Below are 14,692 nucleotides of genomic sequence, written 5' to 3'. Positions count from 1 at the left end.
TACACCTTAATATTATATTTAATTATTCAATATTAATGCATTATCCTTTTCTCTATATTTAGGAAAAAATTTAGAATCACTATAATTATTTCCCCTTATATTCACTAAATAATCATACATTTCCTTATTATAAATTTTTTTACCAATATAAAAATCAAATCTATTACTCTTAGAAAAAGTACTCTTGAATTTAAATAGGTTATCATTCTCTGATTGATATCCTCCTCCTATATGGAATATACTTTTTCCATTTTCATGTCCCCATTTAGCAATTTCAAAAAATAATAAATTATTAGGCGCTAACTTTAAATACTCTTTATCATTGCCCAAGAAATGACAATGAACATAATTTTCATTAAACAATACTAATGCTGCTGAAATTACCCTTTCGTCAATATTTGCAGTGAATATCTTTGAATTATCTTTTAATTCATTTATTACTTCAAAGAAAAACTCTTTATTAAAATAATAGTACTCTTCTGCATTATCTCTATCCATAGTACCAAGATATAAATCAGAAAATTTACAAATCATATCATCAGTATTTCCATTTTTAACTATAACCCCATTCTTTATAGCTTTTCGTACACGCCCTCTACACTTCCCATCCATATCACTTAAAATCTTTTCTTCACTCTCATCTATCTTCATATAGACAGTTTTTCGATTAAAAGTTATATCATAATATTCATCTAAAAATTTATAATTATTTATCATTGGATTAAATCTTATAAATTCGCTTATTATATTATTATCAGCACAATATCTTTCAAATTCTTCAACATATGCCTTTGCTAATAACTTTTCGTTTGTTCCTTCATGTAATACCCCTCCATATCCGTATGGAGAAGTAATATCAAAATATTTTTCCTTATCTATAATATTTTTAAAATACCTACAATCAGCTATATCTCTTTTTAAAAATATGTTTGCTACTCTTCCATTATCATCTTCATAATAAAATAATATTGGCTCACCATCTCTATTATCACTAAATGGTTTTATATATCCCCACCTAAAATATATGTCTACATTATTAAAACTATTTACTATTTCATCCCATATATCTTTTTGTGAAAAATTTACCTCTCTATACATACTCTCTTACTCATCCCCCATATACCAAACTACACCTATTATCATATTAAGTATATTTTAAATAATCTCTATAACTTATCCTCATGCGTATTAACTCATCAATCAAATTACTTTCGCACTTGCCTAAATAATTATTAAATGCTCCCCAAACCTTCTTGTAATTAAACTCCCTTTTTATAAATGCAATTAATTTATCATTATCAATAATTGAATAATCATAAAGCTTTAGTATTTCATTAATAAATCCTATTTTATATATCTTTTTATTATCCTCTATGAAATATATAGCAAATCCAAGTTCATCATGTTGCTTTTTAGCTTTTTCATAATTAGTTATTTTTATATTATCGTAATCAGTAAACTTATAGTTACTTTGTATATTTATTTCTATCCACTTAGTCCTGCTAACTTCTTTAAATCCAATCTTTTTATACCACTCTTTAGCTCTTATATTTTTATTAAAAACATCAATAAAGATATATTTAAACTTTCTATTTAAACTGCATTTATCAATTGCACTATTAAGTAACTCCTTCCCAATCCCTTTTCCTGTGTACCTCTTATCAATAACAATATAATTTATAAATAAATTTTCTGATTCCAATAGCAACTCAACATATCCAACAACTAATCCATCTATTTCATAAACCATATTAATCTTCTCTTGATATTCTTCTTTTTTATTTAAATTATCAATTAAGTATTTATCTATTCCTTTTGCTCCATATATAGTTTTTTCTAATATCGTATTATTAATTTGTTGTGTCATTATTTCTATTATTCTGCTTATATCATTATTTTCGGCTTCTCTAATTATATTCATAATTGGTAACTCTTCTTTCAACATCTAAATCATTTAATGTTAAGTTAGTTGCAACCTTTATATCACTAAACTTAAATACCTTAATAAATGTTTTTAATATAATTTTCATATCTAATAAAAAACTATAATTATCAACATAATAAATATCATATGAAAATCTTTCTTCCCAAGATATGCTGTTTCTACCGTTAATTTGTGATAATCCAGTTATTCCTGGTTTCACATTAAACCTCTTTCTTTCTTCAGCTTTATAATAAGGTAAATACCTTTCTAGTAATGGTCTAGGTCCTACTAAGCTCATATCACCTTTTAATACATTAAATAATTGTGGAATTTCATCTAAGCTTAATAATCTTAATACCCTTCCTACTTTAGTTAAGCGTTCTGAATCTGGTAATTGCTTTCCTTCCTCATCATACTTATCTACCATAGTTTTAAACTTATATATTTTAAATAGCTTTTCCTTATATCCAGTTCTAACTTGAGTGAATATAGGTGATTCTCTCATTGTAACTAAAATTAAAATATATATTATTATAAAAATAGGACTTAAAATAACAATTCCTAATAATGATAAAATAAGATCAAAGCATCTCTTTAAACTCATATTTTAAAATCTCCTATATACTAAAATTTCAAATTAATCTTCAACCTTAACTCTTCTTATATATTTTCTATTAAAAATGTTAATTATCTTTTTTATTATTGTACTTGCAACTTCTTTTTCATATTTGTTAAAAGAAATTTTATAGCATGTTATAAAATAAATACTAGTAAATATACATACAAATAATCCTATTTTAAAATATGATTTTGGTACTATAATTATTTTAACTAAATATCCAAGTATAAATGATAAAGTAATAGGTATCATTACATTTATAATTTCTCTCCAATATCTCTTCATATCTAGCTTAATATTTAACATATAATATAGATTATTTAATATAGCATTTATAATCATACCAATTGCAGTGCCTAAGGCACATCCAATTACCCCTAGATATTTTACCAAAATTAAAGTTAATACTAAGTTTACTATAGCTACTCCTAAATATATAAGTGATTTAATTTTATGCTTATTCATTGCTTCTAGCATAGTAGCAAATAATGTTTGTATTATTGATATAATTTGAGGAATCATAACGATTAAAGCAATATAATATGATTCCTTATATTCATATCCAGCCCATCTCATAATAAACTCTTGTCCTACAAGAATGAATCCAGAAAGAATAAAAAATGCTATATACGATTGTATTCTCGATACCTTAATTAATATATTCATTAACTCTTCTTTATTATCTTCATTAACAGTAAGCTTTGTTAATTTAGGTAAAAACATATTACTTATTACTCCTGAAAATGAAGTAAAATAATCATTAAACTGTATTCCTATAGAATATATTGCTATAGGAATTGAACCTGCAACCATACCTAAAATAAATTGATCCGTACTCCAATAAATCCTATATGCAACTACAGCTAAAAATACATAAAATGAATATTTAAATATTTCCTTATATAACTCCTTATTAAATCCACTAAATTTAATTTTTATTTTTAATACTTTAAAACAATAAATTACATTAATAATACCTAAAATTACATTGAAAATTGTTGATGCCATTATCATTCCTATAGCTTTATATCCTAATAGTAAAACTGATATCATTATTATTGGATTTAATATAGTTCTTATAAATGCTAAACATTTCACATATACAAATCTTTCATATGCCATTATTATTCCGTTAAATACATTTAAAGGAAATGCTAAAACTAAATTTATCAAAGCCATAAAAAACATTACTTTTATCCTTGCTATTTCTTCTAATGTTAATCCCTTACCAAAGATACTTCCTAGGTTCAGGTAAACTATTAATCCAATTATTAAACCAATCACTGAAATTATTGTATATAGAATCAAAAACATTCCATTTATTTTTTCTAAGCTCTCTTCATCATTATTAGCTATAAACTTAGAATTATATCTAATAACTGCATTGCCTATTCCCATATCAAGTAGATATATATAAGAAATTATTGTATTTACTAATGTAAATAATCCATATTCTCCTGTACCTAATGTAGTTAGCATAAATGGAGTATATAAAAGTGATATAACATTTCCAGCTATCAATGTTATATACGATATTATGGTTGCCAATTTAATGTTATTTTTCATAACTTCACCTACTCATACATTCCTTAAGACAGACTATTTATTAACTTTTTAAAATAAATACTTTCAAAGTCTATATTTGTCTTTTCATTTAAATTTATAAGTTCCATACCTAATTGCTTAATTAAGTTAGTATCTAATTTTTCAACAAATTTAATATAATTTAAATCTTTAATCCATTCATAAGTACCTGTAATTTTATAATCCAATGATTTTGTAACAATGCATGGTGTTTTGGTTATTGCAGCAAATAACATTCCATGTAATCTATCTGTTATAACTACCTTACACCTTAAAAACTCATTAAGCATTTTTCTTAATTCATTTTCTCTATTGTCAGCAGTAATACTTATGTTTATTACAGTATCATAAGCAAATACATTTTCAAAAGCTCTGTCTAATTCATTAAATAATCTGCTTTTATCCACATCTATAATACTTTCTTTATCATTTCTTAAGCACAACATAACCTTAGTTCTTTCATAATCATTAAATTTTATATTGTTATATAAAGAAAGAACTATATCTGGATTTATTAAAACTCTACAATTGTTAAATTCTTTTTTCATTATTTTATAAGAATTTTCTTCTCTCGCTATTAAGGTTAAATTTTTATGATTGTTATATATCCTTTTACTCTTTTTCAATTCATGTATTCCATTTTTATCCTTAGTAAAATCTATTGTTTGTGGCATAGATATAATCTTATTATTATGAAAGGTTTTTATTACTAGACGCCTTCCAACCTCTTCACTTACCCAGATATTCCCCATATTCCCGCCACCAATAAGTACTATTAAATCATCATCATTTATTTCATATTTCAATGCTTTTGCATACTTATAAAACTCATTGCTATTTACTTCTATTAATTTATATTCACTAAAATATTTTCTTAGCAGCTTATTAGTTGCATATATAATAGCTTGATCTCCCATATTTCCATATACAGGTGTAATAGCATGAATAATTTTTTTTTCATTTTTATATTTTTTAAATTTTTTATAATATATAAAGCTAAAAGTATACTTAATCCTATTAATAAATTTCTCTCCACATAAATTAACTATTATATTTTTTGAAAGCATTGGCATAAGTAATCGCCTCGTATTTCATTTATTAAAGTTTAAATAACATTCTCTTTTAATTTTTCAAAATAAATCTCTTTAAAATTTATTTCATTAACTTTTTCTAGGTTAAGAAAATTATCAATTATATTCTCTATTTTTTCAAATTCTAAATCATCAATCATCTTTATATAATTTAAATTTTTAATCCATTTATAAGTTCCTGGAACTTTATGATCTAATGATTTAGTAATTATACATGGAGTTTTTGTAATAACAGCAAAAACCATTCCATGTAATCTGTCTGTTATAACAACCTTAGCACTTAAAAATTTATTGAGCATGTCCTTAACCTCGTTTTCTCTTATTTCTTTGGTAACTAATTTATTTACAACTGTATCATAATGAAATGTATGTTTATATTTTTTATCAATCATTTCAATAAGTTCATATCTCTTATGTGCTATTAGGCTTTCTTTATCTTTTCTTAAGCATGTCATTATATTTTTTCTCTTATGACAATTATTCTTATATATATCATGTAGATATAAGACAATGTCTGGGTTTAATAAAATTTTATTATTCCGTAGCTCCTCTTTCATAATTTTATATGAAGTTTCTTCTCTCGCTATAATTGTTAAATCTTGATGTGAATTATATATTTTTTTTGTTTTTTCTAACTCCATTATCCCTTCATCATCATTAGTAAAACTCATAGTTTGTGTCATTGATATAATTTTATTTTTAGGGAAATTTTTTATTATAAATCTTCTTGATTTTTCTTCCTCAATATAAAGATTTCCCATATTGCCACCACCATGTAGTACTATTAAATCATCTTTGTTTAATACCTTATTTATTGCCTTTCCATAAGTATATATATCGTTACTATTAACTTCTATAACTTCATAATCTATAAAATTTTCTTTTAAAAACTTTATCGTTGCAACTGCAATGGCCTGATCTCCTATATTTCCATGCAATGGTGTTAATGCATATATTATTTTTTTAGTGTCCTTATATTTTTTAAATTTATTATAATGTCTGAAACTAAAAAGATACTTTATTGCATTTACTTTATCTCCACCTATTAAATTTGCTATAAAAATCTTAATTTTTATCAAAATAAAATATCTCCTCATCAAATATTTATATATATTAAACCTCACTTACATTATTAGAGATACTACCAATACTCTTAAATTTTCTATATATTGATTCTATTTTTATATATAAAGGTATATTAATATCAATTAATTTACTTCTAATTTTTAATCCCTTTGAAAGTGAATTTTCATTAATTATTTCTTTTACCTCATTATCAATATTAGTAAATTTATAATCATATATAGTATTTATAGCCATTCTAGATATATATTTTTTTAACTCTTCTTGTAACTCTTTATTTTCTATCTTACTAGCAACCTTATCCAAGTCTAAACAAATATTAATTAAATCATTACCCCTTTTAGTGTTTAACCCTGAATTCATTATTGAACCACTTCTTTGTCTATATACATAAAAATCTTTTTTATAAATTGATACATTATTTGCTTTTAATAATACTCTTGGGGTAAATTCTTGATCTTCATGATATATACCTTTTTTAAAAAACAATTTATTATCTATTAATAAATTTCTTTTAAAAATATATAACCATACTGGTGAGTACATTCTAAATTCCCGTAATGATTTTAATAAAAATTCTCTTGCATCTATAGAGCTACCATTTAATGCACTGCTTTCTCTTTTCATAGGATATTTATTATCATCTGAGTAATACCAAATACAATTTCCCTCAACAATATCACTATTATTTTTAATGGCCATATCATACATTTCTTCATAGGCAGTATCAAATGCTATATAATCATCACTATCAACAAATGCTACATAGTCTCCTTGAGCTACTTTTAATCCATTATTTCTAGCTGATGATAATCCAGAATTTTCTTGATTAATAATCTTAATTCTATCATCATTTATTTTTTCAATTTTTTCTATACTATTATCTTGTGTTCCATCATTTACAATAATTATTTCTATATCATTAATAGTTTGATTACATAAAGATTTAACACATTGCTCTACGTAATCTTCAACATCATAAACTGGAACTATAAAACTTAGCTTTATCATTTTACTCCTTTTTGAATTTAATACTTTTTTTACATTAATCTTTAAAAATTTTTTTACTTAGTTTTATTCTTTTTAGATAATATTATCTCCTTAATATTATTAGCAATATTGTAAGCATCTTGTAAATTTAACTGACCATAAATAGGTAAAGTTAAAACTCTATCAGATACATATTTAGCAACATTTAAATTATTACTATTATATTTTCCTTTATAACATTCTAATTCCGGTATCATTGGATAAAAATACTTTCTAGTATAAATATTATATTCTTTCAAAGATTCATGTAATTCATCTCTTGTTATTCCTGTACATTCCTCATCAACTAATATAGGAAAGTATGAATAATTATGCTTTATTCCTTCCTTGTCATTCAAATAATAAACCCCTTCAACCTCTTCTAGTTGTTCTCTATATATTCTAGCTACCTCTTTTCTATTTTTTATTTGCTCATCAACATACTTTAAATTACATAATCCCATTGCAGCTTGAAACTCATTCATTTTTGCATTTAATCCAACTACTTCTACTTCATCATTGCTTATATAGCCAAAATTTTTCAAGCTTCTAAGCCTTTCTTCTAAATCACTATTATTGTACGCTAATATTCCGCCCTCAATTGAGTTATATACTTTTGTTGCATGTAATGAAAACATTGAAATGTCCCCAAAGTTACCAATTCCTATTCCACCTATTTCCACTCCAAATACATGAGCTGCATCATATATTACTTTTAAGTTATGATCCTTAGCTATTTTTTCTATTTTTTCTACATCACAAGGATATCCAAATACATGAACTGGTATTATAGCCGAAGTCTTATCTGTGATTAATTCTTCAATTTTATCAACATCAATAGTGAAATCTTCTTTATTTATATCGCAAAAGACAGGTTTTAAGTTGTTCAACACAATTGCATGAGTTGTTGATGGAAATGTAAATGGTGTTGTTATTACTTCACCTTTAATATTTAGCGCTTTTATTGCTATATCTAATGATAGATGTCCATTAGTAAATAATGTTGCATTATTTACTCCTAAATAATTAGCTATTTTATTCTCTAGTTCATTGTGTAGACATCCATTATTAGTTATCCAATTAGTTGACCACATACTTTGTATCTTTTCTATATATTCTTTAAATGGTGGTAAAAATGCCTTTGTAACTTGAATTGGCTCTTTAAAATAATACATATTAGCCCCCCTAAATTTTAATTCTATCTTTTAAAATACCCCAAACATCCTCTTAGGAACTTTCATTATAATTGTATCTAAATTTTTTATAAAAAATATAAGCTTCTCTACTAATGAATACTCTTCAAACCTATATCCTCTTTCATATCTCCACATTGCATTTTTATATGCCCAATATCCTAATTGCTTTTTATAAGGAATAATTTCTTTTTTATAACATTTTATTGTGTCATTAAAGAATATATTATTTTGCTTCTTATTTATGCTTACTCCCCTTCCAAATCTATATTTAATAGTTATAGTATCTAAATAATCTATTTTACATCCTAATCTAACTACTTTTAAAAACATAGTCCAATCATCTAAATGCATATAATCTTCATCATATACACCATATAACTCAAAAACCTTTCTATTAAATAAAACTGCTGGATTTGGTATAACATCTTCTATTGCTAATTTTTTAAAAAATATTTCTGGATTTTTTCCCAATGGTAAATATCTTCTAAAATATTTTATTTTTTTATTAGCTATAGGTAACTGATTCATATTTTCATCACAAAATAGCATATTTCCTGTTACTATTAGGCTGTCATTTTCCTTCATGAAATTAACCAATTCAGATAGCGATTTATTATTAAAGAATACATCATCACCATCTATAAATTTTATATATTTCCCATTTGAAAGTGATAATCCCTTATTATAATTTTTAACTACCCCTAGATTTTTATTATTACTATTTATAATTACATTTTTAATATTGTTTTTCTTTCTTTTATTTATATATTCATAATAATAGTCATTTTTAAATTCCTTAGTTCCATCATCACTTATAATAATTTCTATATTATGATAATCTTGCTCCAATATAGAATCTATAGTTTCATTTAAAATATCTAGTTGATTATATGATAATATTATTACACTAACTAAATCATCCTTCACTCTATCTCCCCCATACCTATTTATTAAAAACCAATTTTATATGGCAAGACTCCGTTCATATTTCCTTGCAAAGTTGTTTTATAAAACCATACAAATGATATAAACATAACTAGTAAGTATATGTTGTATCGTATTCTATAATCCTTTATCACCGATATCATTCTTGGAATAAAAATAATTACGACAATATAAAAATATTCAGCTATTCTTGTAAAATTTGATATAATTGTTGATAAAAGAAAACATACGCATGCACAAAAAAGAAGATTTAAAAATACATTGTTTTCTGGATTTTCTTCTATTAATTTATCTTTCATCATAAATGCAATAATAAATATAAATACTGGAATAATAATTATTAATCCTATCCCTAATCCTTGCATTCCCCAGGCTACACTATCATAATCTGAATAAAATTTATTTCTCATAAAATATATTATTTTATTAATTAATAATGATCCCGCGCATCCTAATACTATATATATACATATTTTTTTTACATTTAAATTAATTTTAGATATGAAATACATTGGGAAAAATATAAGAGCCGACTTATGGATAAGAATAGCAAACAGAATAACTAGACAAAATCTTTTAAAGTCTTCATTTATTATATACTTTATGGATAATGTGCATATTGCAATAGCAATAAACTGTCTTTGAATATTCATAGCATCAAAATAAAAATTAAATGTTATTAATAAATAAACACTCAAAAGCATATTTGTTGAATATCTCTTTATAAAAATTATAAATAATATAATAGTTATAAAGCTAACTACTATAAATACCCACTGAGTATTGTTAGTAAAAAGAGCAATTATTTTATTTAGTAATGCATATCCATAATCTTTATCTACGTAAGAATAATCAAAAAAATTATTGTTGGTATGTTGTCTAAATATAGCTTCATAATTTCTAAAATCTACACCTACATTTTTTCTAAATCCAGAAACTATAAATAATATGAGAAATGATATTGTTAAAAAAATATTATCAGCCGTTGCTTTATTTTTAAATATTATATATATATATATCCCTATTAATATTATTGATAATATCATTACTTCATAAACCATACTTACTCTCCATTCTTAGTAATTTTAAAAATGAACTCCTCAAATTTATGGGCCATATCAACAATCTCAAATCCATTTAATTTTATCTGTTCACTTCTATCCGTCCTTATATACTCCCTTTTAAAACTAACCACTTCATTTGCCCACTCCCTAGATGATTTTTCTAAGGATAAATATTTTAAATTATCTGTTACACAAGCTTCTTTTGGTACAGCATCTGAGACTATGCATTTTAATCCTGTAGCCTGTGCCTCAATTAATACTATTCCTAAACCTTCATAATTAGATGGAAAAATAAATAAATCCATAATATTCAATAAATCAGGAATATCATCTCTATTTCCTAAAAAAATAACCTTTTCTTCTAATCCTAATTTTTTAACTTTATCAATAATTGTATTTTTTAATTTACCTTCCCCAATTAACATTAGAGTAGAGTTTGGTTTTATTTTAACTACATCATTAAAAATATCTATAATAAAATTATGATTTTTTTGATAGTCAAATCTTCCTATATGTCCTATAACAAATTTATTTTGTAAATTATATTTTCTTTTTAGATCTATTGATTTTTCTTCATCATATTTAAATCTGCTAGTATCAATAGCATTTGGTACTAATCTAACCTTGCCTTCTTCAATTATTTTTTTGCCAAATAGCCATTCTCCGGCTAATTTAGAGCACATAAAAAAATATGTTGCCTTTTTATTTATAACTCTTCTATTTAAACAATGAAGTATATAATATAATTTAGACATATCTCCGCTATCTGAATTATGACTATGAACAATTTTTATCTTAATATCACTTATTAAAGACATTAAAAACGGAATATTATAATACAAGCAACTTAAATTGTAATATACAATATCATAGGTATTCTTTCTCCTTAAAATATCATAGTATCCCTTTATATTTTTAAAAACATTCTCTTTTCTTGGAGTTATATAATATATCTCTCCTCCAAGCTCTCTAATTTCATCTTCATATTCACATTCATTACCACATACAATAAAATCTAACTGTATCTTCGATTCATCAATATTTCTATATAAATTCATTAAATATTGCTGAACTCCACCTTTTCCTGGACACATCCCATCAACCAATATTCTTACTTTCTTATCTTGCATTTTCTCACCTTTTTATATTTTTTTTACATATATGCAATTTTAATAATTCTTTTAAGTCGCTCTATTAACTTCTTTTTATAAAATTGAAATCTACTTATAGGTGAATCATCATAAAAAGAGCTTTTTCTAAAATCTCCATATTTTCCTTGGTAAATACAAGCTTTTAAATATTGCCAGATACATACTTTATTAATTTCTTCACTTTCACTGCTTGTCCTAAGCTTATTTAAATATTCTTCTTTTGGTTTCAAATCAAACTTAAATGTTTTTAAGTTTTGAATCATTGATATTTCAAAGTGTAAATCCAGCTCTTCTTTAGATACTTTTACATTTAAATTATTTAAGTAATCGTTAAAAATAGCTTTAAATACCTCTTCTCTCTGTTTCATATCTTTATTGGCTTTTCTTGTGATACTATTTTTTACTATCCTATATTTAACTAAAGGTTTGTTAATGTTACTAACCTTATACTTTGGCATTATTTCTGCCCATAATCCAAAATCCTCTGCATATTTAAAATTTTCATTATATCTAAAGTTATTTTCTTTTAATATACTACTCCTCATAATTACAGATGGATGTACAAATGAACAATCAAATATACTTGCTGCTTTTATTTCTTCATAATTTTCTATACAATAGACATTTTTTCTTATAAATCCTACTTTATCTAAAAAAAAAGTAGCTGCAGTTCCACACATCGCAATTTCAGTATTTTTCTCCATGAATTTAACTTGTTCACTTAATCTTGTTTTTCTTGAAAAATCATCTGAATCCATTCTTGCAATATACTTTCCCTTAGAATTTTCTATTCCCTTATTTAATGAATAAATAAGTCCTTTATTTTTAATATTATCTAAAATAATTATTCTTTTATCTTTTTCCTTATATTCGTTCAATATTTTAAGACTTGAATCCGTAGATCCATCATTAATAATAATAAATTCAAAATTAGAATAATCCTGACATAAAATACTTTCTATAGATGACTTTAAATATTTCTCACTGTTATAAACTGACATTACTACACTTACTAATGGATTCATATATTCTCCTTTAGTCCTATGTCTTTATATATTAAATTCATTTCATTCAATACTTCTTTTATGTCATATTTTTTTATATCATTGATATTATTATTACTAAACTTTTCTGCTAATTTATCATCATTATAAATTTTTAAAATTGCTTCTTTGGTTGCTTGTATATCGTTTATTGGTACAAGTAGCCCATTAATATTATCTTTTACTAAATCATTGTTTCCCCTAATATTAGTACATATTATAGATTTTCCAATGGCCATTGCTTCCATTAGATTTCTTGGTAAACCTTCTTGCAAAGAAAATAATGCAATTATATTAGAAATATTTATTATTTCACTTACATCATTTCTAAACCCTAATAACTTAATACTCTCACTAAGATTATTATCTTCTATATACTTTTTATAATTATCCTTAAGTACTCCTTTTCCAACAAATAAAACCTTAATATTAGGATATTCTTTATATAATAGTTTCATAGTATCTATTATTTGTAGATGATTTTTTCTTTTTATTAGTTCTGCAATTATAGTAATAACAAAATCCTCATCTTTTAATCCTAAAGATTTTTTAAATTCTCTTAGATCATTTGAATTATTGCTATACTTATTTAAATCCAACCCTATTCCATTTATTTTAAAAATCTTATTATTTTTGTATTTAAATTTTTCTTTTGCTAATATAAAGTCCTCTTCATTCATAGTTATTATGCAGTCTGTCCATCTTGCAGCTATCTTTTCTAAATTATAATATACAATCCAATTTAACATTGGAGCCCCCTTATAAAAATGGAAGCCATGAGCTGTATATATGATACTTATATTCATATTTCTTGTTGCAAGCCTAGTAATAAAGGCTGCTATAGGGGTATGGACATGAACATAATCATATTGTCCATTTTTTATTACCTCTTTTATCTTCTTATAAGCTCCTATATTGCTAGTTGATAACGGACTTCTACTAAAAGGAATATCATGTATCACTAAATTTTTATCTAATAGTCGTTTATCTAAATTTAATCCTATATTACACGCACATTCTACTTCATAATTATTATCTAATAGATATTCAATATGAGGTACTAAGAATGCATTTATCGTTTCGCTTATTGTCGTAACGTATAATATTCTCTTCATATATCTCCTTACTATCGGATAAATTTAATATTACTTTTTTAATTTCTAGCAAATAACTTACTCCTACAAACCAATAATAGTAACTAATTTCCTTTATTAAAAATCTAATGTATTAATTTTTTCTAATTTATACTTAACTTTTCCTAAATATATTCTTTATCTATACGCATCCTCTAATGATTTCTTCGTTCTAAATATTTATCATCTCCATAATGAGCATGGGTATTTTCAGTTACAGAGTTAAAAACAACACCTAATATATTGCACTTCTTTTTTTCTAATATGTTTTTAGCTTCATTAGCAAATGTTTTTTTACTCTTTGATTCTCTAACTACAAATACAACCCCATCTGCTTTAACTGCTAATATTTGCGCATCTGCAACTGCCATTATTGGAGGTGCATCCAGTATTACATAGTCATAACTTTCTCTTAGTAACTCTATAAAATCATCCATTTTCTTAGAGCTAATCATCTCCACTGGATTAGGAGGTGTTTTTCCACTAGTTATAATATCTATGTTTTCATTAATATTATAATTATCTTTAATTTTATTAGATTGTCCTGTTAATATCTCAGATAATCCTGTACTATTTGATATCTTAAACTTTTTATGAATATTGGGTCTTCTCATATCACAGTCTACTAATACAACTTTTTTACTTGATTCAGCCATTGTTAATGCAAGATTTTTTGCAATAGTAGTTTTACCTTCACCAGATTGTGAACTAGTTACAACAATTACCTTAATAGGCTTATCATAAGATGAATATTCAATATTGCTCATTAAAACTCTATACGCTTCTGTTACTAAAATATCTTTGTTTTTTTTCACCATATATATACCTCT

The 14,692-nt window shown here is 24.3% G+C and carries 14 protein-coding genes; all 14 read right to left on the bottom strand.

The genetic code is table 11. The features are described 5' to 3' along the window. Positions 1-18 precede the first annotated feature (18 nt). The 14 genes from LPC13_RS03730 to LPC13_RS03665 all read right to left on the bottom strand — a co-directional run bounded on the left by LPC13_RS03730 (position 19) and on the right by LPC13_RS03665 (position 14,680). Entirely contained in the window at positions 19-1,098 is a 1,080-nt protein-coding gene (locus LPC13_RS03730; protein WP_005210471.1) for a GNAT family N-acetyltransferase, read from the bottom strand. Positions 1,099-1,144: 46 nt separating this feature from the next. Beyond that, on the bottom strand, positions 1,145-1,921 hold the full coding sequence (locus LPC13_RS03725; protein WP_040418522.1) for a GNAT family N-acetyltransferase: 777 nt from the start codon (positions 1,919-1,921) through the stop codon (positions 1,145-1,147). After that, positions 1,908-2,528, bottom strand: coding sequence for a sugar transferase (locus LPC13_RS03720; RefSeq protein WP_005210474.1), 621 nt, complete (start codon positions 2,526-2,528; stop codon positions 1,908-1,910). Before LPC13_RS03720 ends, LPC13_RS03725 begins: the two co-directional genes overlap by 14 nt. Positions 2,529-2,561: 33 nt before the next feature. Then, positions 2,562-4,109, bottom strand: coding sequence for an oligosaccharide flippase family protein (locus LPC13_RS03715; protein ID WP_005210479.1), 1,548 nt, complete (start codon positions 4,107-4,109; stop codon positions 2,562-2,564). A gap of 23 nt (positions 4,110-4,132) precedes the next feature. Further along, complete coding sequence (locus tag LPC13_RS03710) at positions 4,133-5,200, bottom strand: polysaccharide pyruvyl transferase family protein (RefSeq protein ID WP_005210480.1); 1,068 nt, start codon at positions 5,198-5,200, stop codon at positions 4,133-4,135. A gap of 32 nt (positions 5,201-5,232) precedes the next feature. Then, a complete protein-coding gene (locus LPC13_RS03705) occupies positions 5,233-6,297 on the bottom strand; it encodes a polysaccharide pyruvyl transferase family protein (RefSeq protein ID WP_234088598.1) in 1,065 nt (354 codons plus the stop codon). 34 nt (positions 6,298-6,331) lie between these two features. Then, positions 6,332-7,312 carry a glycosyltransferase gene (locus LPC13_RS03700; RefSeq protein WP_005210482.1) on the bottom strand — a complete coding sequence of 327 codons (981 nt, stop codon included), beginning with the start codon at positions 7,310-7,312 and terminating at the stop codon, positions 6,332-6,334. A 53-nt stretch (positions 7,313-7,365) separates the two neighbouring features. After that, positions 7,366-8,505 carry a DegT/DnrJ/EryC1/StrS family aminotransferase gene (locus LPC13_RS03695; RefSeq protein WP_005210483.1) on the bottom strand — a complete coding sequence of 380 codons (1,140 nt, stop codon included), beginning with the start codon at positions 8,503-8,505 and terminating at the stop codon, positions 7,366-7,368. Between the two features lie 30 nt (positions 8,506-8,535). Continuing rightward, complete coding sequence (locus LPC13_RS03690; protein ID WP_005210485.1) at positions 8,536-9,453, bottom strand: glycosyltransferase; 918 nt, start codon at positions 9,451-9,453, stop codon at positions 8,536-8,538. Positions 9,454-9,476: 23 nt separating this feature from the next. After that, the gene (locus LPC13_RS03685) at positions 9,477-10,532 is read right to left on the bottom strand and encodes an EpsG family protein (protein WP_005210488.1); all 1,056 of its coding nucleotides are present in this window, start codon (positions 10,530-10,532) and stop codon (positions 9,477-9,479) included. A 2-nt stretch (positions 10,533-10,534) separates the two neighbouring features. Beyond that, positions 10,535-11,665: a glycosyltransferase family 1 protein gene (locus LPC13_RS03680; protein ID WP_005210490.1), complete on the bottom strand. Its 1,131-nt coding sequence runs from the start codon at positions 11,663-11,665 to the stop codon at positions 10,535-10,537. 23 nt (positions 11,666-11,688) lie between these two features. Further along, positions 11,689-12,711: a glycosyltransferase family 2 protein gene (locus LPC13_RS03675; RefSeq protein ID WP_005210492.1), complete on the bottom strand. Its 1,023-nt coding sequence runs from the start codon at positions 12,709-12,711 to the stop codon at positions 11,689-11,691. Continuing rightward, the gene (locus LPC13_RS03670) at positions 12,708-13,844 is read right to left on the bottom strand and encodes a glycosyltransferase family 4 protein (RefSeq protein WP_195244543.1); all 1,137 of its coding nucleotides are present in this window, start codon (positions 13,842-13,844) and stop codon (positions 12,708-12,710) included. Before LPC13_RS03670 ends, LPC13_RS03675 begins: the two co-directional genes overlap by 4 nt. Before the next feature lie 173 nt (positions 13,845-14,017). After that, on the bottom strand, positions 14,018-14,680 hold the full coding sequence (locus tag LPC13_RS03665; RefSeq protein ID WP_195244544.1) for a CpsD/CapB family tyrosine-protein kinase: 663 nt from the start codon (positions 14,678-14,680) through the stop codon (positions 14,018-14,020). Between the last annotated feature and the right edge of the window lie 12 nt (positions 14,681-14,692).

It is taken from the genome of Clostridium celatum, from assembly GCF_021412605.1.
GTDB classification, from domain to species: domain Bacteria; phylum Bacillota; class Clostridia; order Clostridiales; family Clostridiaceae; genus Clostridium; species Clostridium celatum.
The sequence above is the reverse complement of the archived record's forward strand: the minus strand, read 5'-3'. Positions and strand labels throughout refer to the sequence as shown.

Bases quoted from the DNA above. Each gene is read 5' to 3' on its own strand.
- LPC13_RS03685 (WP_005210488.1), bottom strand. From the start codon at position 10,532: ATGGTTTATGAAGTAATGATATTATCAATAATATTAATAGGGATATAT.
- LPC13_RS03700 (WP_005210482.1), bottom strand. From the start codon at position 7,312: ATGATAAAGCTAAGTTTTATAGTTCCAGTTTATGATGTTGAAGATTAC.
- LPC13_RS03720 (WP_005210474.1), bottom strand. From the start codon at position 2,528: ATGAGTTTAAAGAGATGCTTTGATCTTATTTTATCATTATTAGGAATT.
- LPC13_RS03670 (WP_195244543.1), bottom strand. From the start codon at position 13,844: ATGAAGAGAATATTATACGTTACGACAATAAGCGAAACGATAAATGCA.
- LPC13_RS03725 (WP_040418522.1), bottom strand. From the start codon at position 1,921: ATGAATATAATTAGAGAAGCCGAAAATAATGATATAAGCAGAATAATA.
- LPC13_RS03665 (WP_195244544.1), bottom strand. From the start codon at position 14,680: ATGGTGAAAAAAAACAAAGATATTTTAGTAACAGAAGCGTATAGAGTT.
- LPC13_RS03695 (WP_005210483.1), bottom strand. From the start codon at position 8,505: ATGTATTATTTTAAAGAGCCAATTCAAGTTACAAAGGCATTTTTACCA.
- LPC13_RS03675 (WP_005210492.1), bottom strand. From the start codon at position 12,711: ATGAATCCATTAGTAAGTGTAGTAATGTCAGTTTATAACAGTGAGAAA.
- LPC13_RS03680 (WP_005210490.1), bottom strand. From the start codon at position 11,665: ATGCAAGATAAGAAAGTAAGAATATTGGTTGATGGGATGTGTCCAGGA.
- LPC13_RS03715 (WP_005210479.1), bottom strand. From the start codon at position 4,109: ATGAAAAATAACATTAAATTGGCAACCATAATATCGTATATAACATTG.
- LPC13_RS03730 (WP_005210471.1), bottom strand. From the start codon at position 1,098: ATGTATAGAGAGGTAAATTTTTCACAAAAAGATATATGGGATGAAATA.
- LPC13_RS03710 (WP_005210480.1), bottom strand. From the start codon at position 5,200: ATGCCAATGCTTTCAAAAAATATAATAGTTAATTTATGTGGAGAGAAA.